General features: G+C 69.2%; 19 protein-coding genes. 13 read left to right on the forward strand and 6 right to left on the reverse strand.

Features of this window, described 5'->3' with window-relative positions; genetic code table 11:
• Positions 1 to 3 precede the first annotated feature (3 nt).
• The 4 genes from ABZ420_RS10335 to ABZ420_RS10350 all read left to right on the forward strand — a co-directional run bounded on the left by ABZ420_RS10335 (position 4) and on the right by ABZ420_RS10350 (position 3020).
• The gene (locus ABZ420_RS10335; RefSeq protein WP_357119808.1) at positions 4 to 384 is read left to right on the forward strand and encodes a hypothetical protein; all 381 of its coding nucleotides are present in this window, start codon (positions 4 to 6) and stop codon (positions 382 to 384) included.
• Entirely contained in the window at positions 381 to 1679 is a 1299-nt protein-coding gene (locus tag ABZ420_RS10340; protein ID WP_357119811.1) for a hypothetical protein, read from the forward strand. Before ABZ420_RS10335 ends, ABZ420_RS10340 begins: the two co-directional genes overlap by 4 nt.
• Positions 1672 to 2451, forward strand: a complete 780-nt coding sequence (locus tag ABZ420_RS10345) for an ESX secretion-associated protein EspG (protein ID WP_357119814.1) — start codon at positions 1672 to 1674, stop codon at positions 2449 to 2451. Before ABZ420_RS10340 ends, ABZ420_RS10345 begins: the two co-directional genes overlap by 8 nt.
• 152 nt (positions 2452 to 2603) lie before the next feature.
• On the forward strand, positions 2604 to 3020 hold the full coding sequence (locus ABZ420_RS10350) for a hypothetical protein (protein WP_357119817.1): 417 nt from the start codon (positions 2604 to 2606) through the stop codon (positions 3018 to 3020).
• Between the two features lie 77 nt (positions 3021 to 3097).
• Here the strand turns inward: ABZ420_RS10350 and ABZ420_RS10355 are convergent, their stop codons facing one another.
• The 5 genes from ABZ420_RS10355 to ABZ420_RS10375 form a co-directional block, all read right to left on the reverse strand.
• On the reverse strand, positions 3098 to 4252 hold the full coding sequence (locus ABZ420_RS10355; RefSeq protein ID WP_040864694.1) for an acetyl-CoA C-acetyltransferase: 1155 nt from the start codon (positions 4250 to 4252) through the stop codon (positions 3098 to 3100).
• Between the two features lie 49 nt (positions 4253 to 4301).
• Positions 4302 to 4910, reverse strand: coding sequence for a TetR/AcrR family transcriptional regulator (locus ABZ420_RS10360; protein ID WP_040864602.1), 609 nt, complete (start codon positions 4908 to 4910; stop codon positions 4302 to 4304).
• 37 nt (positions 4911 to 4947) lie between these two features.
• Complete coding sequence (locus ABZ420_RS10365; RefSeq protein WP_357119821.1) at positions 4948 to 5721, reverse strand: hypothetical protein; 774 nt, start codon at positions 5719 to 5721, stop codon at positions 4948 to 4950.
• A 199-nt stretch (positions 5722 to 5920) separates the two neighbouring features.
• Positions 5921 to 6718 (reverse strand): SDR family oxidoreductase, encoded by a 798-nt coding sequence (locus ABZ420_RS10370; RefSeq protein WP_357119824.1) that lies wholly within the window; start codon positions 6716 to 6718, stop codon positions 5921 to 5923.
• On the reverse strand, positions 6715 to 7932 hold the full coding sequence (locus ABZ420_RS10375) for an acyl-CoA dehydrogenase family protein (protein ID WP_357119827.1): 1218 nt from the start codon (positions 7930 to 7932) through the stop codon (positions 6715 to 6717). Before ABZ420_RS10375 ends, ABZ420_RS10370 begins: the two co-directional genes overlap by 4 nt.
• A 75-nt stretch (positions 7933 to 8007) precedes the next feature.
• On the opposite strand from ABZ420_RS10375, the gene ABZ420_RS10380 reads away from it, so the two are divergent.
• The 6 genes from ABZ420_RS10380 (at position 8008) to ABZ420_RS10405 (ending at position 15519) form a co-directional block, all read left to right on the forward strand.
• Positions 8008 to 9561 (forward strand): FadD3 family acyl-CoA ligase, encoded by a 1554-nt coding sequence (locus ABZ420_RS10380; RefSeq protein ID WP_357119830.1) that lies wholly within the window; start codon positions 8008 to 8010, stop codon positions 9559 to 9561.
• Positions 9561 to 10466: an enoyl-CoA hydratase gene (locus ABZ420_RS10385; protein ID WP_051174824.1), complete on the forward strand. Its 906-nt coding sequence runs from the start codon at positions 9561 to 9563 to the stop codon at positions 10464 to 10466. The genes ABZ420_RS10380 and ABZ420_RS10385 overlap by 1 nt, the downstream gene beginning before the upstream one ends.
• Positions 10466 to 11608, forward strand: a complete 1143-nt coding sequence (locus tag ABZ420_RS10390) for an acyl-CoA dehydrogenase family protein (protein WP_357119835.1) — start codon at positions 10466 to 10468, stop codon at positions 11606 to 11608. Before ABZ420_RS10385 ends, ABZ420_RS10390 begins: the two co-directional genes overlap by 1 nt.
• On the forward strand, positions 11605 to 12633 hold the full coding sequence (locus ABZ420_RS10395) for an acyl-CoA dehydrogenase family protein (protein WP_357119838.1): 1029 nt from the start codon (positions 11605 to 11607) through the stop codon (positions 12631 to 12633). Before ABZ420_RS10390 ends, ABZ420_RS10395 begins: the two co-directional genes overlap by 4 nt.
• A gap of 220 nt (positions 12634 to 12853) precedes the next feature.
• Complete coding sequence (locus tag ABZ420_RS10400; protein WP_357119841.1) at positions 12854 to 13909, forward strand: acyl-CoA dehydrogenase family protein; 1056 nt, start codon at positions 12854 to 12856, stop codon at positions 13907 to 13909.
• Between the two features lie 212 nt (positions 13910 to 14121).
• Positions 14122 to 15519, forward strand: a complete 1398-nt coding sequence (locus ABZ420_RS10405) for an FAD-binding oxidoreductase (protein ID WP_357119844.1) — start codon at positions 14122 to 14124, stop codon at positions 15517 to 15519.
• Between the two features lies 1 nt (position 15520).
• Here the strand turns inward: ABZ420_RS10405 and ABZ420_RS10410 are convergent, their stop codons facing one another.
• The gene (locus tag ABZ420_RS10410; RefSeq protein WP_357119847.1) at positions 15521 to 16114 is read right to left on the reverse strand and encodes a helix-turn-helix domain-containing protein; all 594 of its coding nucleotides are present in this window, start codon (positions 16112 to 16114) and stop codon (positions 15521 to 15523) included.
• 77 nt (positions 16115 to 16191) lie between these two features.
• On the opposite strand from ABZ420_RS10410, the gene ABZ420_RS10415 reads away from it, so the two are divergent.
• From ABZ420_RS10415 to ABZ420_RS10425, 3 genes are all read left to right on the forward strand, one after another.
• On the forward strand, positions 16192 to 16656 hold the full coding sequence (locus ABZ420_RS10415; RefSeq protein ID WP_357119850.1) for a cupin domain-containing protein: 465 nt from the start codon (positions 16192 to 16194) through the stop codon (positions 16654 to 16656).
• Between the two features lie 172 nt (positions 16657 to 16828).
• Complete coding sequence (locus ABZ420_RS10420; RefSeq protein WP_357119853.1) at positions 16829 to 17284, forward strand: MarR family transcriptional regulator; 456 nt, start codon at positions 16829 to 16831, stop codon at positions 17282 to 17284.
• Positions 17284 to 18531 (forward strand): MFS transporter, encoded by a 1248-nt coding sequence (locus ABZ420_RS10425; protein ID WP_357119856.1) that lies wholly within the window; start codon positions 17284 to 17286, stop codon positions 18529 to 18531. Before ABZ420_RS10420 ends, ABZ420_RS10425 begins: the two co-directional genes overlap by 1 nt.
• Positions 18532 to 18533 lie beyond the last annotated feature (2 nt).

An 18533-nucleotide genomic window follows, 5' to 3' on the forward strand; every position in this document is an offset into this window, starting at 1 on the left:
GTGATGGCCATAGGGGTCGATCCGGCGGAATGGCGCGGACTACTGGACCAGGCGAACGCGGGCGAGTTGATGCTGCATCCTGATGTCGGCAAAGGTTTGGATACAGCGTGTGATAACTACCTCGACCGCCTCGACGGAATCATGCGGATGGCTGACCGGCTCATCGATGTCACCGGGTTCGGCCCGTTCCCGTCCGGGGTTGCGCTACAAGAGAAGTTCAGGCTGAAGTCGAGCGGTACGGAACAATCTCTGGACGCCGTCCTCATGCAGCACATCGACGCGGTGAAGATCGTGAAAGAGGTTGTCGCCAAAGCAATCGCGAACTTCGTGGAGCTGGATCAGTCCAGGGCCGACCAGCTCACCGGTCTGGACGCCCAACCATGACCTACGACGAGTACCGGAACCGGATCATCACCGCGCAGGAGCAGTGGAATCGGGAGCGCGACACGATCTACGACTTCACCGGTCGGTTGGGCACGTCGTTTCAGGGGGAATACGAGCCGCCGCGGATTCCCGGGCCAGACAACTACGACAGTATGACGTTGGCGCAGATGGTCGATGCCGTGAACGCGATGCGGCCGGGGACGGTGCGGGAGGCGTCCGAGGCTTGGCTGAACATCGGGATGAACCTGACCGGGGCGATTCAGGCGTTCAACGAGCAGTTCAGCCGCACCGTGACCGGTGACGGCACGAATCCGGGGTGGACGGGGCAATCCGGCAAGGCGGCGGCCGAGGCGGTCACGAACTACCGCAATCAGTCGGGGAACCTGGCCGATGCCGCTTGTCTGGTGAGTTTCAAGCTGTCGGAGATGCATACCGGTCTCGAGCAGACGCAGGCGCTGATGCCGCAGGCCACCGAACGCCCGGACCTGATGGGTAAGACGTTGCCGCAGGACGGCGTCATGAAGGCGGGTGATTACACCGAGGAGGAGGCCACGCAGGAAGCGCGGCGGATCCTTCGCACGGTGTACGGGCAGGTCGCCACTCAAACCGACCACGGCGTGCCTGTCCTGCCGACCGCTCCGCAGATCGTGGCGGATAGCGGGCAGCCAGGTCCGTCGTCACCTGGTAGCTCGAATTCCACCGCGCCACAAGAGTCTTCCGACTCGGTCGATCCCGCAGGCGCGGAGCCGGAGTCCACCGAACCGTCCGAGGGTGACCCGCAGGATTCGCCCCGGACCGACCCCGCAGACACCACGCCTCAGTCGGTCACCCCGGCTGGGTTGGACCAGCCGACCAGCGTGCAACCGACTACCTCGACCACCCCGTCGACGACGCCGAGCAGCACCACCACACCGAGCCCGAACATCACTACCGCCGCACCGGGCCGACCCGGCACCACGAGCCCGAGCACTCCCCGGCGATCCGGCAGCCCGAGCAGTCCCGGTACGCCGAATTCCACCGCCGCGCCGGTGCCGGGCCGCAACGTTCCCGCCGGTCCACAGCAGCCGAACGCCCTTCCGGCCGCCACGGCAACCGGCAGCCAGGCGGCTCGATCCGGCGCGGCCGGCACGACCGGCATGGCCCCCGGAATGGGGACTCGCGGCAAGGACGACGAGCGGGAGACCTCCGGCGTCAAGGACTACCTGATCAACCAGAACAACGGCGAGGAACTCATCGGTCTGGACTCCTTGCCGAAGTCCGTCCCTCCGGTCATCGGAGACAACCCGAATGGCTGACTGGCGCTTCACCGGGCAGGAATTCGAAATCCTCTGGGCAGCCTACGGTCGCGACCGCCTGCCCTACCCGCTGCAATACCGGCCGGAGGAGATGGATTTCGCCGATCTGAAGCGTCAGCGCGAGGAGGCGGTGGACGCGCTACTCGGGCGATACGCCGTCGAACTGGAACGGGCGCTCGACGTATTGCTGGAACCGGAGGCGCGCGTCGAGTCCAAAGGGATAGGCGGCCCGGACATGTCGATCGTCTTCCGTTTCCACGGGGCCGTACGCGGGCAGGTCGGCGCCACCCTGGTCCAGCTTCCCGGTACCGCGCCGGACACCGGCGGTGACGTGATCGTGAGTTTCTGCGCCGCGCAACGAGTGGCCGCGAAAGCGGTGGCCGCGCTGCCCAAGATGCCTGCGGGCACACATCCGCCGATCGAAGCGCGGCGGGAAGAAGTGAGCGCCGACCGGGATCGGCCGGTGCGCAAGCCGTATGAGGTCGGCGTCGTCGCGCAACTGGACCGAATCTTCAAACGCGAACGCCTCGGCCTCGGTGAGATCACGGTGCTCGCTGGTCCGGCCCTCGACGCGCGCCCGAGCTTCGGACGCGGCTTCTGGTGGATGGATTACGCGGACGGTCGCTACTACGTCAAGACCGGCGACCCCATCGTCGCCAAACCGCTGGAACCTTCCGCGATGGCGGCCGAGATCAACCGGCTCACCACTCTGACCCAGCGCTACTACCGCGAAGATCGCGAACACGACGAATACCTGCGGTCGCAGCGATAGCGGATTGTCCGGACATCTCGGCATTCGTCACAGCGGGATGTCGGCCTCGTCACGAGGGCATTCGGGCGCGGCGAGCCCGGAAGCGCGGCTCATTCCCGGTGCTAACTTCGCGCTGCTCCACCGACGAAACCGATCACCAGGGAGGTTTGGCAGTGGGAAAGACAACCGTTCGGGCCATCGTGACGGCAGCGGCGGTCGCCGCGGGCACGTTGACGATGGGTTTTGTCGCGCAGCCCGCGACGAGCGAGACGATCGGCGGCGATCCGGTCGCCTACCTGGCGCAGGACGAAGAGCAGGGTCAACCCTCCGACGCGAGTGGCGCCGACGAAGGCGAAGGCAAGGGAAAGGGCAAAGGGAAAGGGAAGTCCGAGGGGAAGGGCAAGGGAAAAGGCAAGGGTAAGGGCAGCGAGGGCAAGCCGACCGCCCGCGGCGACGAGACCGACTCGTACGCGAAACCGGACGCCCGCGGAGACGAAGGGAGCGAATCCACCGGAGGCCCCGCGAGCCAGAGCGTGATCAATGACGTTTCGTCACAAGGACACTCGGACCATGAGGTGCAATCCGACTGAGCCCCCGGCACCCACGATGCGCATGCCGAGCGGCACGTCGGGCGTCACGAATTCGCCGACGTGCCGCTCGGTGACGGTCAGCGGGGCAGGCGCTCGATGATGGTCGCGTTGGCGGTGCCGCCGCCCTCACAAATGGTGAGCAGGCCGTAACGGCCCTCGATCCGCTCGAGTTCGTTGAGCAGCGTGGCGAACAGTTTCGCACCGGTCGCACCGAGCGGGTGGCCCAGCGCGATGGCGCCGCCGTTGACGTTCACCTTCTCGGGGTCCGCGCCGGTCTCCTTCAGCCAGGACAGCACCACCGGCGCGAACGCCTCGTTGATCTCGATCACGTCGATGTCGTCGATGGTGAGGCCGGTCTTCTCCAGCGCCCACTTGGTCGCCGGAATCGGGGCGGTGAGCATGAAGATCGGGTCCGCGCCGCGCGCGCTCACATGGTGGATGCGCGCTCGCGGGGTCAAGCCGTACTCCTGCACCGCCCACTCCGAAGCGAGCAGGGTGGCGCTGGCGCCGTCGGAGATCTGGCTGGCCACCGCGGCGGTGAGCGGGCTGCCCTCGGCCAGGGGCGGCAGCGAAGCCATCTTCTCCAGGCTGGTCTCGCGCGGACCCTGGTCGATCCAGAAGTCGCCGACCGGCACGATCTCGTTGTCGAAGCGGCCGTTCTTGATCGCGTCGCGGGCCCGCTCGTGGCTGCGCAGCGCCCAGCGCTCCATCTCTTCCCTGCTGATGCCCCACTTCTCGGCGATCAGCTGGGCGGCGCGGAACTGTGTCACCTCACCGGTGCCGTAGCGGTGGTCCCAGCCCTGCGCGCCGACGAACGGGGTGTCGAAGCCGTACTCCTTGCCCGCCAGCATGGCCGCGGAGATCGGGATCGCGCTCATGTTCTGCACGCCGCCGGCGACGATCACCTCGGCGGTACCGCTCATGATGGCCTGCGCGCCGAAATTGATGGCCTGCTGGCTGGATCCGCACTGCCGGTCCACGGTGACGCCGGGAACCTCTTCGGGATATCCGGCGGCCAACCACATGGTGCGGCCGATATTGCCCGCCTGCGGGCCGACATTGTCGACGCAACCGACGATGACGTCGTCCACGACGCCCGGGTCGATCGGGGTGCGGTCCAGCAGGCCGCGCAGCGCGGCCGCACCCAGATCGGCCGGATGCACGCTCGCCAGCGCGCCACCGCGCTTGCCGACGGGGGTGCGTACCGCATCGATCACGTAGGCGTCCCGCAGCGGGGCATACGGACGACGGGACGCGGAAGGTGCTGACATGTAAGGACTCCTACGTGGTGCGCTCGGGGACGGTGAGTCCGTCGAGCACGATGGTCAGGTACTGCTTTGCGAGGTTTTCGACGGTGATCGGCCCACCCGGCCGGTACCACCGCACCGCGACCCAGACCGTGTCACGCAGGAAGCGGTAGGCCAGTTCGACGTCGAGTTCCGGCCGGAAGGCGCCGTCCCGCACACCGTTGGTGAGCACCCGGTGCCACAGCTCGCGGAATTCGCGGTTGTAGTCGGCGATGTAGGTGAACCGCTCCGAGTCGCGCAGTCGCTTCGCCTCGGTCTGGTAGATCGCCACCGCGGCGTGCCAGCGGTCGAACGACTCGTAGGAGGCGAGCACCAAGGCTTCCAAGGTGTCTCGCGCGCTCAGGCCGGAGGCGACGATCTCGCGATAGCGGCCGAACAGCTCGTCGAGGAACCCGCGCAGGATCTCGTCCACCATCGACTCTTTGGAATCGAAGTGGTGATAGAGGCTCCCCGAGAGGATTCCGGCCGCGTCGGCGATGTCGCGCACCGTGGTGGCGCGCAATCCCCGCTCGGCGAACAATTCGGCCGCCAGGGCGAGCAACTCACTGCGCCGAGCTGATTTAGAGGCGTCTGTTGCGGGCACACGGCCATCATACAACCAAGCATTTGCTTGGTCGAGCTCACCGCTCCGAGTAGCGCAGTGGCGAGGAGACCGACAGATCGGCCAGCAGGCGATCGCAGATGGTCACGGGCGAGACGCCCGCCCGCGCCATTCGCGCGACGAGCGCGAGACGGCGTTCGCAACTGTCCCATTCCACGGTGAGCTGACCGCGATCCGGACCGGCGTCCACCGTGGCCATCACCCGTGGCGGGCCGCCGCGCACGGGTTCCTCGCTCAGCTTGAGCACCATGCCGCGCTGCCAGGCGTGGTAGGCGTCCATATCGGCCTCGACCACCAGCTTGTCGGTGGCCGCGCACAGGCCCTGCGCGATCTCGTCGGCGAAAGTCACCTGGTCGAAGCGGAATTTCCGGCATTTCGCGACCACCGCGAGCAGATCCGAGCGCACCTCGCACAGCAGGGCGGTCTGGCGCTGCCTGCGCCGCTCCTGCTCGGTCTCCGTACCGTCGGCGCTGAGGCCGATGCGCCGGGCACGCTCGCGATCGCGCGCCAGATCGGCGCGCAAGGCGCGGCGCGGGTCGCGGGCGACCTCCCCCTCGTCGACGGCGTGCTGCGCGAGAATGCGCATGGCGGCCGTGGCGACGGCCCTCGCGGAAGTGTGCTCGATGAGTTCGGCGCCGAGGGTGAGCGCCGAGAGGACGAGGCTGTCGAGCCGTCGCCTGGCCAGCACGACTTCGCGCACCACATCGAGTTCCAGTTGTTCGCGGGCAGGTGGGCGATCCAGGCCCATAGCCATCGCCCCCTTGTCGAGCGCGGATCCGATCTCATCCAGCATGGCACACCCCGACCCCTCGCGGCTTGCCCTTTTCTACCTGATCAGCCGCTCATTTCGGGTGGCGTGCGCGATGCGAGAAGGCGATCGCAATACGGCGCGGGAGGACTCGCCCGCGACGGCGGGAGACCGGCTGCTCGGTGGTCGCCGGGCCGGCTCGTCCGCCCGGCGCGGCGCGGACGAGCCCGGGAATCGCTGCGGCTCAGGCGCGTTGGCTGCTGATCGAGACCACCTCGCCGGTCAGGTAGGTGGTGTAGTCGCTGGCCAGCATGGCGATCGTCGCGGCGACCTCCCACGGCTCGGCCGCGCGGCCGAACGCCTCCCGCTCCGACAGGTGGTCGAGCAGCTCGGTGGAGCTGACCTTGTCCAGGAAAGCGTGCCTGGCGATGCTCGGGGCCACCGCGTTGATCCGCACGCCGAGTTCGGCGGCCTCGATCGCGCTGCATCGGGTCAACGCCATGACGCCCGCTTTCGCCGCGGCGTAGTGCGCCTGACCGTGCTGCGCGCGCCAGCCCAGCACGCTGGCGTTGTTCACGATGACGCCGCCGTGACCCGCGTCGCGGAAGTAGCCGAGCGCGGCGCGGGTGCAGCGAAAGGTGCCGTTGAGGGTGATGTCGAGGACTCGGTCCCACTGCTCGTCGGTCATGTCGACCACGGGCGTCTCCCCGCCGAGCCCGGCGTTGTTGACCATGACGTCGATCCGGCCGAGCGCTTCGGCGGCACCGCGGACCAGCGCGTTCACCTGTTCGGTACTCTGCACGTCGCACGGGATCGAGGCGACCCGCCGGTCCGGGAACTCGCCGGCCAGCTCGGTCGCGGTCTCCGTCAGACGCCGCTCGTGCCAGTCGGAGACCACCACGTCCGCGCCCTCGGCCAGCAGCCTGCGCGCGGTGGCCGAGCCGATGCCGGTGCCCGCGGCCGCGGTGATCACGGCGGCGCGCCCGGTCAGCAGGCCGTGCCCGGCGACGGGCGCGGGGGCGACCGACAGCGGGCCGCTCATGGGCGCGCCTCGCGGGGTAGGCCGAGCACGCGCTCGGCGATGATGTTGCGCTGCACTTCGTTCGAACCTCCGTAGATGGTGTCGGCGCGGGTGAACAGATACAGCCGCTGCCATTCGTTGAGATCGTCCTCGCCCGCCACCAGGCCGCGGGCGCCGAGCACGGCCATCGCCAGCTCGCCGAGCCCGCGATGCCAATTGGCCCAGAGCAGTTTCGCCACCGAGGCCTGGCCCGCGCCGTCGTCCACGCCCGCGCCTTCCATCGTGCGCATGGCGTGCGCGCGCAGCACTCGCAGCCCGACCCAGGCGCGATCGATCCGGTCGGCGATCAGCGGGTCGTCGGCCGCGCCGGTGCGGCGGGCCAATGCCTCGATGTCGGCCAGCTCCCGGGCGAACCGGATCTGCTGGCCCAAGGTGGAGATGCCGCGCTCGAAGGTGAGCGTGCCCATGGCGATGCGCCACCCGTCACCCGGCTCGCCGACCACCAGGTCGGCCGCGGTGCGGGCGTTGTCGAAGAAGACTTCGTTGAATTCCGACGTGCCGGTCAGCTGGATGATCGGGCGCACGTCGATGCCCGGCTGCTTCATCGGGACCAGCAGGTAGGACAGGCCCTTGTGCCTGGCGGACCCGCGCTCGGTGCGGGCGACGACGAAGCACCAGTCCGCGACGTGCGCGAGCGAGGTCCAGATCTTCTGCCCGTTGATCGACCACTCGTCGCCGTCCAGGTGCGCGGCGGTGGTGATCGCGGCCAGGTCGGAGCCCGCGCCCGGTTCCGAATAGCCCTGGCACCACAGTTCGCTGACATTGCGGATGCCCGGTAGGAACCGGTCCTTCTGCGCCTGGGTGCCGAACGCGAGCAGGGTCGGGCCGAGCAGTTCCTCGCCGACGTGCGACACCCGCGCGGGCGCGTTCGCCTTGGCGTACTCCTCGTGGAAGATCACCTGCTGGCGCACCGTGGCCTCGCGGCCGCCGTACTCCTTCGGCCAGCCCAGGCAGGTCCACCCGGCCGCGGCCAGGTGCCGGTCCCAGGCGAGGCGTTCGTCGAACGCCTCGTGTTCGCGGCCGGGACCGCCGAGGCCGCGCAGCTCGCGGAAGTCTCCGTTGAGGTTCTCCTCCAGCCACTCGCGCACTTCGGCGGCGAATCGCTCGTCCTGCGCAGCGGAAAACCGCCCGTCCGCAGCGGCGGTGTCGGATTCTGAGGTCTGGATCGCACCCACGCCGGTAGGATAACCTACCAAGCACTTGCTTTGTAGAGCACTCGCATAAGTGACTCGCGGACGGTGAGGACAACCGTGACAACCCCTGCACAGACGACACCGATGGCACTGCACCACGCCGCTCGGACCTTCGGCGACGCCCCGGCGATCGCCGACGGCGAGGTCCGGCTGGACTGGACCCAATTGCTGGAGGCGGTCCAGGAAGTGGCGCGGGCGCTGATCGCGCGTGGCGTGCGGGTGGGCGACCGCGTGGCCATGTGGGCGCCCAATACGCACCACTGGGTGGTCGCCGCGCTGGCAGCGCACTACGCCGGAGCGGCGCTGGTACCCCTGAACACCCGCTACGTGGCCGACGAGGCCGCCGACGTGCTCGGACGAGTGGACGCGAAGGCGCTGTTCATCGCGGGGCCGTTCCTCGGCCGCGACCGGCTCGCCGAACTGCGCGCGACCGCGCCCGACCTGGCCATCGATACCGTGGTGGTGATCCCGGTCGAGCCGGGCACCGAGAACACCGACATCGCCGCGCTGGACTGGTCGGAACTCGCGACCGTCGCCGCGCCGGTGACGGTGGCCGAAGCCGAGCAGCGCGCCGAGTCGGTGCGTCCCGACGACATCTCCGACATCCTGTTCACCTCCGGCACCACCGGCCGCAGCAAGGGCACCCTGGTCGCCCACCGGCAGGCGCTGTCGGTGGTGCGGGCCTGGGCCGAATGCGCCACCTTGCGCGGCGACGACCGGTATCTGGTGGTGAACCCGTTCTTCCACAACTTCGGATACAAGGCGGGCATTCTCGCCTGCTTGGTCACGGGGGCCACGATCATTCCGCAGGCCACCTTCGACGTACCGGAGACGATGCGGCTGATCGGCGCGGAGCGGGTCACCGTGCTGCCCGGCCCGCCGACGATCTACCAGACGATCCTGGATTTCCCGCGCCGCGCCGAATTCGACCTGAGTTCGCTGCGGGTGGCCGTCACCGGCGCGGCGACGGTGCCGGTGGTGCTGATCGAGCGGATGCGCTCGGAGCTGGCCTTCGACGTCGTCATCACCGCCTACGGCCTGTCCGAGAGCGCCGGCTTCGGCACCATGTGCCGGGTCGATGACGACGCCGAGACCATCGCGAACACCTGCGGCAGGCCGATCGCGGATTTCGAGCTGCGCCTCGGCGAGGCGGGCGAGGTCCTGCTGCGCGGGCCGAACGTGATGCTCGGTTACCTGGACGACCCGGACAGCACCGCGCAGACGATCGACGCCGACGGCTGGCTGCACACCGGCGACATCGGCACGATCGACGAGCGCGGGTACCTGAAGATCACCGACCGGCTCAAGGACATGTACATCTCCGGCGGCTTCAACGTCTATCCCGCCGAGGTCGAACAGGCGCTGGCCCGGCTGGACGGCGTGGCCGAGTCGGCGGTGGTGGGCGTGCCCGACACGAGGATGGGCGAGGTGGGCAAGGCGTACGTGGTGCGCAAACCCGGCTCGGCGCTCACCGAGGAGCAGGTGCGCGCCCACGCGGCGACCGTGCTGGCCAACTTCAAGGTGCCGCGAGTCGTCGAATTCCGCGACCAGCTGCCCTACAGCGCCGCCGGGAAAGTGCTCAAGCGTCAACTACGTGAGGAGAAGTCGTAATGTCGGAACCGGCAACCCCGAACGAGGGTCCGGCGATCCCGGACGAAGGTGAAGTCGTCACCTATGAGCGGCGCGGTCGCGTCGCGATCGTCACGCTGAACCGGCCGGACTACCGCAACGCGCAGAACTCGGTGATGACATATGCCATCGACGCCGCCTTCGAGCGCGCCGTCGAGGACCCCGAGGTCGGCGTGATCGTGCTGGCGGGCAACGGGAAACACTTCAGCGCCGGCCACGACATCGGCACGCCGGGCCGCGATCACCATGTGCGGTACCAGAACAAAGCGGCGCTGTGGTGGGACCACGTGGACCGCGCCGGTGGCGATCAGCGCTTCGCCCGGGAGCTCGAGGTCTACCTCGGCATGTGCAGGCGCTGGCGGGAGATTCCGAAGCCGACCATCGCCATGGTGCAGGGCGCCTGCATCGCGGGCGGGCTCATGCTGGCCTGGGTGTGCGATCTGATCATCGCCTCCGACGACGCGTTCTTCTCCGATCCCGTGGTCCGCATGGGCATTCCGGGCGTCGAGTACTTCGCGCACCCGTGGGTGATGGGTCCACGCGCGGCCAAGGAATTCCTGTTCACCGGCGACCGGTTCGGCGCCGCGCAGGCCAAGGAATGGGGCATGGTCAACCGGGTGGTGCCCCGCGCCGAGCTGGAGACCGAGACGCTGGCGCTGGCCGAGAAGATCGCCACCATGCCGCAGTTCGGTCTCGCGCTCACGAAGAAGGCGGTCAACCAGGCCGAGGACCTGATGGGCATGCGGTCGGGCATGGACTCGGTCTTCGGGCTGCACCACTTCGCGCACGCGCACAACGCCGAGGTCGGCGCCGACTCCCTCGGCGGCATGAACGCCAAGTCGATGAAGGCGTCGGCGGGCACCGCAGAACAGAACGGAACGACGTAGTGGATCTGGATCTCGACCAGGCGACCCAGGAATTCCAGCGGGAGGTCCGCGAATTCCTCGCCGCGAACAAACCCGCGAAACCGCTGGCCTCGATGGACACGAAGGCCGGATTCGAGGCGCACCGCGCCTGGGAGCGCACCCTCGCCGACGCCCGGCTCTCGGTGGTCGCCTGGCCGGAGGAGTTCGGCGGGCGCGACGCCTCGCTGCTGGAATGGGTGCTGTTCGAGCAGGAGTACTACGCGGCGGGCGCGCCGGGGCGGGTCAGCCAGAACGGCATATTCCTGCTGGCCCCGACGCTGTTCGAACACGGCACGCCCGAACAGCTGGAGCGGATCATGCCGCGGATGGCGCGCGGCGACGACATCTGGGCGCAGGCCTGGTCGGAGCCGGAAGCGGGCAGCGACCTGGCCGGTATCCGCTCGACGGCCCGGCGCACCAGCGGCGGCTGGCTGCTGAGCGGCCAGAAGACCTGGAGTTCGCGCGCCTCCTTCGCGGACTGGGCGTTCGGGCTGTTCCGCAGCGATCCCGAGGCCGAGCGGCACAAGGGACTCACCTACGTGATGTTCCCGCTGACCGCCGACGGCGTCTCGGTGCGCCCGATCCCGCAGCTGGACGGTGAACCCGGCTTCGCGGAGATCTTCCTCGACGACGTGTTCGTGCCCGACCGCGACGTGATCGGCGCACCCGGCGAGGGCTGGCGGGTGGCGATGAGCACCTCCAGCAACGAACGCGGCCTCTCGCTGCGCAGCCCCGGCCGGTTCAGCGCCACCGCCCAGCGGCTGATCGATCTGTGGCGCGAGGCGGGCGACGAGGGCAACACCGCGCAACGTGACGCCGTGGTGGACGCCTGGATCGGCAGCGAGGCCTACCGGCTGCACACCTTCGGCACGGTCACCCGCCTCGACGAGGGCGGCAAGCTGGGCGCGGAATCCTCGATCACGAAGGTCTTCTGGTCCGAGCTGGACATCGCCATGCACGAAACCGCGCTCGACGTGCTCGGCGCGTCCGCGGAACGTTCCGGGCCGTGGACCGACGGATATCTGTTCGCGCTGTCCGGCCCGATCTACGCGGGCACCAATGAGATCCAGCGCAACATCATCGCCGAGCGGCTGCTCGGACTACCGAGAGGAAGCAGCCGATGAGATTCGCGCTCAGCCCCGAACAACTCGATTTCGGTGCCAGCCTGCGAAAACTGCTGGATGCGGGCCGCGCGCCCTCCGCCGTGCGCGCGTGGGCATCGGGCGACAGCGGGCCGGGTCGCGCGCTGATCCGGCAGCTGGCCGATGCCGGTGTGCTCGGACTGGCCGTCGCGGAGCAGCACGGCGGCATCGGCGCCGAGCCGATCGATCTGGTCGTGGCTTTCCAGGAACTCGGGCGCGCAGCCGTGCCCGGACCGCTGGTGGAGACCGCCGCGGCGATTCCGGCCCTGCTGCAAGCGCTTCCCGACCAGGATCTGGCGGCACGGTGGTTGCCCGGCTTCGCCGAGGGCGCGGCGCTCGGCACCGTCGCCTTCGCGCCGCCGGGCCCCGGCGTCGCCCTGGACGCCGACACCGCCGAGGTGGTCCTGCTGGCCGGCGAGAATCAGCTGTCCACCGGGAACCGCACCGGCCTGGTGCGATCGGTCGATCCCGCCCGCCGCTTGTTCACGGTCGCCGCGGCCGAGACCGTCGCCGAGGGCGATCAGGTCCGCGCGGCCGCCGCCACGGGCTTCGACACCGGCGCGCTGGCCTGCGCGGCTCAGCTGCTCGGCGCCGGAAAGGCGCTGCTGCACGCGTCGACCGAATACGCCAAGCAACGCAAGCAGTTCGGTAAGCCGATCGGCGAGTTCCAGGCCGTGAAGCAGAAACTCGCGGACGTGCTGATCGCGCTGGACTTGGCCGAACCACTGCTCCACCGGGCCGCGCTGACCATGGCCGGAACCACCCGGAGCCGGGACGTGTCGGCCGCCGTGATCGCCTGCGGCGATGCCGCCTACCGCGCGGCTCGCGCCGCCCTCCAGGTGCACGGCGCGATCGGTTACACCGCCGAGTACGACCTCTCCCTGTGGCTGACCAAGGTGACCGCCCTGCGTTCGGCCTGGGGCACACCGGATCTGCACCGTGCCCGGATCGCACGGGCGCTGCGGGAGGACACCGACTTCGATCGCGCCGCGCGAGGCATCGCATGAGCGGTCAGGCCCGGAGGCGGCAGCGCAGCGTAACCACGCAGGGCCCCGCTCATGCGACCAACAACCACAGCATGAGCGGTCAGGCCCGGAGGAGGCAGCGCAGCGTAACCACGCAGGGCCCCGCTCATGCGACCGACAACCACAGCATGAGCGGTCAGGCCCGGAGGAGGCAGCGAAGCGTCACCACGCAGGGCTCCCGCTCATGCGCGAAAGGACACCGATGAGCACCGCCGAACACCAGGAATTCCTCGCCTCGGTGCGGGCGCTGCTGACCAAGCACGCCGGGTCGGCGGCGGTGCGCGCCGCGATGGACACCGAACTCGGCTACGACCCGGCCCTGTGGCGGCTGCTGTGCGAGCAGATCGGCGTCGCCGCGCTGGCGATCCCCGAGGAGTTCGGCGGCTTCGGCGCGGGTTTGGTCGAATCCTCGCTGGTGGTGGGCGAATTGGGGCGCACGCTCGCCGGCGTGCCGATGCTCGGCTCGGCCGTGCTCGGCGCGCAGGCCGTGCTGCTGTCGGGCGACGCCGAAGCCTGCGCGCGGCTACTGCCCGAGGCGGCGGAGGGCACGCGCACGATCGCGGTCTGCTGGGCGGACGAGCGCGGCTGGGACGAACCGGGCGTGCGTGAGACGGGCGGCGTCCTCACCGGGACCGCGCACTACGTGCTCGACGGGATGTCGGCGGACACCCTCGTCGTCGTCACCCGGACCGGCCTGTTCGAGGTCGAGCCCGCCGCGCCGGGTGTCACCCGGCGATCCGCGCCCACCATGGACCCCACCCGCAAGCTGGCCGAAGTCGATTTCGCCGACGTGCCCGCCCGACGGCTCGGCTCGGGCGACCAGGCGGCGGCCGTCGCCCGGCTGCGCCGTGTCGCGTGGGCGGCGCTGACCGCCGAGCAGGTCGGGGCCGCCGACCGCTGCCTCGAGATGACGGTGGAATACGCCAAGTCCAGGGTGCAGTTCGGCCGGGTGATCGGCAGCTTCCAGGCCCTCAAGCACCGGATGGCGGACATGTACGTGCTGCTGGAATCGGCCCGGTCCGCGTCCATCGCGGCGACCGCGGCGGTGGCGGCGGACAGCCCGTCGGCCGCCGAAGACGTCTGGGCCGCCCGCGTGCACTGCTCGGAGGCGCTCACCGCGATCGCGGCCGAGACCGTCCAACTGCACGGCGGCATCGCGATCACCTGGGAACACGACGCGCATCTGTTCTTCAAGCGTGCCCACGGGGACGCGCAACTGTTCGGCGCCGCGCACCGTCCGGTGGAGCAGCTCGCCTGAGCCGGGACAGGGCGCGCCGGGTCGACGGCGCGCCCTGTCCCGAGTGGCTGTCGGCGGCTGAGCCGATGAACTAAGATGTGACACGCGCCACACGCGCATAGGCGGGGATGCGTTTTCCAGTGGCACCGCGGATCGGGATCGGTGCCGTCACGAGTCGAACTGCCGACTCGTCACCCAACAAGTCGTCGGGGCCCACCAGCTGGGAGGATGCCATGACGCGAACAGTGAATTCCGATCTCGAGGCACTACGTTCCACGATGGACGGGCCGGTGTTCGGCCCCGGCGATACCGGGTACGACCGGGCTCGCGCCATCTGGAACGCCGACATCGACCGGCACCCCGCGGTGATAGCCCAGTGCGTGTCGCCCGGTGACGTGGCCGCGGCGCTGGCCTTCGGCCGGGAGCGCGGGCTGGAGATCTCCGTTCGCGGCGGCGCCCACTCCTACAGCGGGACCGCGGTCGGCGAGGGCGGCCTGATGATCAACCTCAGCGCGCTGAAGGGCGTCGTGGTGAATCCGGAGGCCGAGCGCGCCCGGGTCGGCGGCGGAGCGACGATGGCGGATCTGGACGCCGCGACCCAGGCATACGGGCTGGCGGTGACCGGCGGGGTGGTCAGCGACACCGGCGTCGGCGGCCTCACCCTCGGCGGCGGCATGGGCTGGCTGACCCGCATGGCCGGACTGGCCATCGACAACCTCGTCTCGGCGCAGGTGGTTATCGCCGACGGCCAGGTGCTGCGGGCGTCCGAGAACGAGAACGCGGATTTGTTCTGGGCATTGCGCGGGGGCGGCGGCAATTTCGGCGTCGTCACCGAATTCGAATACCGCCTGCATCACGTCGGGCCGGAAGTGCACCTCGGCCTGCTCTTCTGGGACATGCCGGACGGGACGGATGCTCTGCGCCTGATCCGGGAGTTCATCCCCACTCTGCCGCGTCGGTCGGGCGCGTTGATAGCGCTGGCGATGTCGGCGCCGCCTGCGCCTTTCGTTCCGGAGCGATACCACGGCCGAGCGGGACACGCCCTGATCGTCGCGGGTTTCGGCACAGCCGAGGAGCACACCGCCGCGGTGGCGCCGATCCGCGAAGCACTGCCGCCGCTGTTCGAATTCCTCGGCCCCGTCCCGTACGCCGGGCTGCAACGGATGCTCGACGGCGCGGCGCCGTGGGGCTTGCGTGGGTACGAGAAGGCACTCGACCTCGGCGATTTCTCGAACGACGTGATCGCGGTCCTGACCGCGAACGCCGTCGAGAAGACCGCGCCGCTGTCGTTCATGCCGATCTTTCCGCTCAGCGGCGCGTTCAGCACCGTCGGCGAGGACGACACGGCATTCGGCGGCGCGCGCACCCCGCACTACGGGTGCAATATCACCGCGATGGCTCCCGACGCCGAGACGCTGGCCCTCGACCGGGACTGGGTGCGCAGAACGTGGGAAGCGTTGCGCCCGATGGCTTCCAACCGCGGCGGGTATGTGAACTTCATGGCTGACACGGACCGCGACCGGGTCCGGGAATCCTACGGAAGCGTCAAATACGCGAAGCTGGCCCGCATCAAGGCCGCCTACGACCCGGGCAACGTCTTCCACCGCAACGCCAACATAGCCCCCGGCTGACTCACTCGTTCGAGCGTCTACCGGCCGCCCCGGGGCGCAGGCCGTCCAGAACGATCTCCACGAGCCGCCGCCAATCACCGCTACCGCTGCCGATGGTCGCGGACATCGCGCCGACGATCATGTAGACGTCCGTCACCGTGCAGTCGTCGCGCACCATCCCGGCCGCCCGATCCCGCTCGACGAGTTCGCCGATCACCTCCTCGAGCCTGCTGCGCGATTCGCCGCGCGGCGCGCTGCCCGCCGACTGCCGCGCCGCCTCGATGGCCGCCGACAAGCCCCGGTCGGCGGTCAGCACCTCGCCTACGTGGCGCAGGTAGCGGGCGAGCCCTTCGCCCGGCTCGGCACGCAGGCATTCGGTGCGGGCGAATTCCTCGATCTCGGCGAAGCGCTGCGCGGCCGCTGCCTCGATGAGGTCGGCCTGGGTGGGGAAATGACGGTAGACGGTACCGATACCGACCTCAGCGGCGCGAGCGATCTCGGGCAGTTGCACCGCACTGCCGCGCTCGGCGAACAGCGTGCGAGCCGCGGCCAGGATGCGGGCGCGGTTGAGCGCGGCGTCCGCGCGCCGCGGACGGGGCGATGGTGGCCTTGACACCGGCGATCCCTTCATGTTTACCCTTCAACCGGAAGCGGAATCCGATTCCGTTTCATCTCATCGAAGGGTAGCAGTTCATGTCCCACAATCGTTTCCGCGTCCTGAACCCAGGCGAGGCACGGGCCGGCCGGGCGCCGTTGCCGCCCGCCTTCGCGGTGAAAGCCACCACCGCCGACACCGAAGGCAGGTTCTCCTTGCTGGAGGTGACCCTCGCGCGCGACATCCCCCGACACACCCACCACGTCGCCGACGAGTGCATCTATGTACTCGAAGGCACACTCGACGTCGAATTCGACGATCGGACGCTCTCCGCGACCCGAGGCATGTTCGTACTGCTGCCGCACGGCGTGCCCCACGCCCTGCGCTGCGGGTCACAGCCACCGCCACGGGTACTCCAGATCTCCTCACCCGGCGGCTGGGAGTGCTACCTGGAAGACCTCTTCGAAGCCGGTGCGTCGGCGCTGACCAATGGAGCGCTGGACCCGGTGAAGATCAATCCGATCGCGGCGAAATACGACATCCGCTACGAGGAAACGGATTGATCCGGTCGATCGGGCCTGTCGGACAACAGCTTTGACCCCAGTCCGGCTCGCGTGCGATAGCCCCCGATGGAGCCGGTCGCTCCACCGGGGCCCCGCTTCGGATCATGTGGCCGACTTCACCGCCAATAGATAGTTAGCCTATGTAATAATATTTCCTGTGCAGCAAGCTCAGGTGAACGCAGCGGATGACATCGTCGTCGACCTTCTCGTCACCGCGGGCAGGCTCACTCGGCTGGCCGGGGTGATCAGCGGCGACGACCTGCCGCGCGCGATGTTGCGGGCACTGGCGGTGCTCGACGAACACGGAGCGCTGCGGGTCAGCGAATTCGCCAGGATCGACCGATGTTCACAGCCGGCGGCAACGGCGCTGATCGGCAAGCTGGTCGCGGAAGGTTTCGCGAGCCGGCGCAAGGACCCGGAGGACTTCCGGGCCGTGATCGTCGAACTCACCCCGGCCGGGCGGGCCCGTCTGGCCGAATTCCGCCGAGCATTCGCCGTCGCGATCGGCGGACATCTTCCCGGCTTCGACGCCGAACGCCTGGCGCGGCTGGACACCGAATTACACGACTTGCTGGAGGCCTTGAAAACGGCTACGCGACAGCACGATCCGATCTCGAGGGGACATTGATGAGCACTTTGGCTCCCACCCGCGCCGCGGCACCTACCGCGGGCGACACCAAGCAACCGAAAGCCGTCTGGGCGGTCGCGTTCGCGAGCGTGATCGCGTTCATGGGCATCGGCCTGGTCGATCCCATTCTCAAACCGATCGGCGAACAACTGCACGCCTCACCTTCCCAGGTGTCGCTGCTGTTCACCAGCTACATGCTGGTCACGGGCGTGGCCATGCTGATCACCGGCGTGGTGTCCAGTCGCTTCGGCGCCAAGAAGACGCTGCTGGCGGGCCTGGCGATCATCATCGTGTTCGCCGCGCTGGCCGGCATGTCCGACACGGTGGCGCAGATCGTCGGCTTCCGCGCGGGCTGGGGTCTGGGCAACGCGCTGTTCATCGCCACGGCGCTGGCCACCATCGTCGGCGCGGCCAGCGGCGGCGTGGCCCGCGCGATCATCCTGTACGAGGCGGCGCTGGGCATCGGCATCGCGACCGGCCCCCTGGTCGGCGGCGTGCTCGGCGGAATCAGCTGGCGCGGACCGTTCTTCGGCGTCTCGGCGCTGATGGCCGTCGCGCTGGTCAGCATCGTCGTCCTGCTGCCGGAAGGCCCCAAGCCTGCGCACCGCACCTCGATCGCCGCGCCGTTCCGCGCGTTGCGTCACCGCGGTCTGCTGATCGTGAGCATCACCGCCCTGCTGTACAACTTCGGCTTCTTCACGCTGCTCGCCTACACCCCGTTCCCGCTGGACATGGGCACCTACGCGATCGGCTTCATCTTCTGCGGCTGGGGAGTGCTGCTGGCGATCGCGTCGGTGTTCCTGGCTCCCCGGTTGCAGCGCCGGTTCGGTTCGCTGCCGATGATGGGACTCTCGCTGGGGTTGTTCGCGGCGGATCTGGCGATGATGGCCGTCTTCGCCGAGCACAAGCCGGTGCTGATCATCGGCACCGTGCTGGCGGGCCTGTTCCTCGGCGTGAACAACACGCTGATCACCGAGGCCGTGATGATCTCGGCGCCGGTCGAGCGGTCCACCGCTTCGGCGGCCTACAGCTTCGTCCGCTTCGCGGGCGGCGCCGCCGCGCCCTACCTCGCGGGCAAGCTCGGCGAGCACAGCATCGCACTGCCGTTCTGGGTGGGCGCGGCATGTACCGCCGCCGCGGTGGTCGTGCTGATGGCAGGGCGCACCGCCTTGGCCCACCTCGACGACCACGATCCCGCACCGCACAGCGTCGAGGAAGCCCAGGCCATCACGGTCGGCGACGACTGACC

Source organism: Nocardia sp. NPDC005745 (assembly GCF_040630775.1).
Classification (GTDB): domain Bacteria; phylum Actinomycetota; class Actinomycetes; order Mycobacteriales; family Mycobacteriaceae; genus Nocardia.

Excerpts from the sequence above, each read along its gene's own strand:
- ABZ420_RS10335 (WP_357119808.1), top strand. The coding sequence starts at position 4 with ATGGCCATAGGGGTCGATCCGGCGGAATGGCGCGGACTACTGGACCAG.
- ABZ420_RS10340 (WP_357119811.1), top strand. The coding sequence starts at position 381 with ATGACCTACGACGAGTACCGGAACCGGATCATCACCGCGCAGGAGCAG.
- ABZ420_RS10345 (WP_357119814.1), top strand. The coding sequence starts at position 1,672 with ATGGCTGACTGGCGCTTCACCGGGCAGGAATTCGAAATCCTCTGGGCA.
- ABZ420_RS10365 (WP_357119821.1), bottom strand. The coding sequence starts at position 5,721 with ATGCTGGATGAGATCGGATCCGCGCTCGACAAGGGGGCGATGGCTATG.
- ABZ420_RS10370 (WP_357119824.1), bottom strand. The coding sequence starts at position 6,718 with ATGAGCGGCCCGCTGTCGGTCGCCCCCGCGCCCGTCGCCGGGCACGGC.
- ABZ420_RS10385 (WP_051174824.1), top strand. The coding sequence starts at position 9,561 with ATGTCGGAACCGGCAACCCCGAACGAGGGTCCGGCGATCCCGGACGAA.
- ABZ420_RS10395 (WP_357119838.1), top strand. The coding sequence starts at position 11,605 with ATGAGATTCGCGCTCAGCCCCGAACAACTCGATTTCGGTGCCAGCCTG.
- ABZ420_RS10400 (WP_357119841.1), top strand. The coding sequence starts at position 12,854 with ATGAGCACCGCCGAACACCAGGAATTCCTCGCCTCGGTGCGGGCGCTG.
- ABZ420_RS10405 (WP_357119844.1), top strand. The coding sequence starts at position 14,122 with ATGACGCGAACAGTGAATTCCGATCTCGAGGCACTACGTTCCACGATG.
- ABZ420_RS10415 (WP_357119850.1), top strand. The coding sequence starts at position 16,192 with ATGTCCCACAATCGTTTCCGCGTCCTGAACCCAGGCGAGGCACGGGCC.
- ABZ420_RS10425 (WP_357119856.1), top strand. The coding sequence starts at position 17,284 with ATGAGCACTTTGGCTCCCACCCGCGCCGCGGCACCTACCGCGGGCGAC.